Below are 1,155 nucleotides of genomic sequence, written 5' to 3'. Positions count from 1 at the left end.
GATAGCGCAGTATCGCGGCGATGCCGCCGAGGTTCGACAGCTGTTCGCCGGGTGCGAACTCGGAGGAGAAGACGACCACGTCGCCGCCCTGCTGTTCGACCGACTCGATCACTTCGTTCACGTCGATGGTCCAGTCACCGTCGTTCTGGCGCTCGGTGCGGAGCCGCTCGTCGACGACGAGCAGCGTCTCTATCGCGCCGAACTCGGCCGCCTCGGCCACGTCTTCGGGTCCGTACGTCGCCTTCGCGCCCTTCGCGATGTTCTCGGTCAGCTCGTCGATGAGGCTCGCCTCCTTCGAGATGCGGGTCTCCTTTTGGACCTCGTCGACCGCGCCGCGTTTCAGGACCTCGTGGACGCCGCGGTCGCCGACCGCGGAGGTGTCGACGGTGGTGACTCGGTCGGAGAGGTCCCGGTACTCCTCGTCGATGTAGTCGCGCGCGTCCTGCTTGGTGAAGCCGGGGCCCGCGAGGATGACCGCGTCGGCGTCGAGGTGCGCGAGCGCGTCGCCCAGCTCGGAGAACAGCTCCTCGCGGGGCCGCGAGTACTCGCCTTTCCCGGTCGGCTTCGTGAACGAGGCGTACTCCTCGGTGCCGTACTGCTGGACGGTGTGGACGAACGCGGCCCCCTCCTCGACGGTCGCGATGGCCACGTCGGGGTTCTCCGCGGCCTCGGTGGCCTCCTCTAGCCGCTCCGTCTGGTCCGGCTTGAAGTGTTTCTCGACCGTGATCTCGTCGTGTTCCTCGACGTTGAGCGTGTGGTGGGCGTTGAGCTGGTCCTCCCGCGAGCAGCCGACGATCACGCCGGAGACGCGGAGTCGGTTGGCGAACCGCGCGAACTCCACGTCCTCGACGTCGAGCGTGACGAAGATGTGCTCGCGCTGGCCGCCGGTGTCCCGCATCTGGTCGTCGTTCCGCTGGATGCGTCGCGTGGTGTCGCCCTCGACGAGGTCCCCGGGTTCGAGGACGTGCGCGAGGTGCCAGAGGTCGTCGACGTTCTCGGGGACCAGCGTGAGCCGTTCCCGGCCCTCCTCGCCGTACCCCCGCTCGGAGATGCGCATGGCCGTGGGTTCGCTCGGGACCGTATCAACTCTTGTCTTCCGCGTCGCCCAGCGCGGGCCCCCACTCGAAGCCGCCGTCCGGGCCGAGGCGGTCGTCC

Annotated in this window: 1 protein-coding gene; it reads right to left on the bottom strand. The window is 68.7% G+C overall.

Translation table 11 applies throughout. The features are described 5' to 3' along the window. The coding region (locus BN903_RS11510) for an mRNA surveillance protein pelota (protein ID WP_048077857.1) at window positions 1–1,057 on the bottom strand (1,057 nt) is incomplete at its 3' end. Window positions 1,058–1,155 lie beyond the last annotated feature (98 nt).

This window comes from Halorubrum sp. AJ67, assembly GCF_000513435.1.
This window is presented reverse-complemented; position numbering and strand designations above follow the sequence as displayed.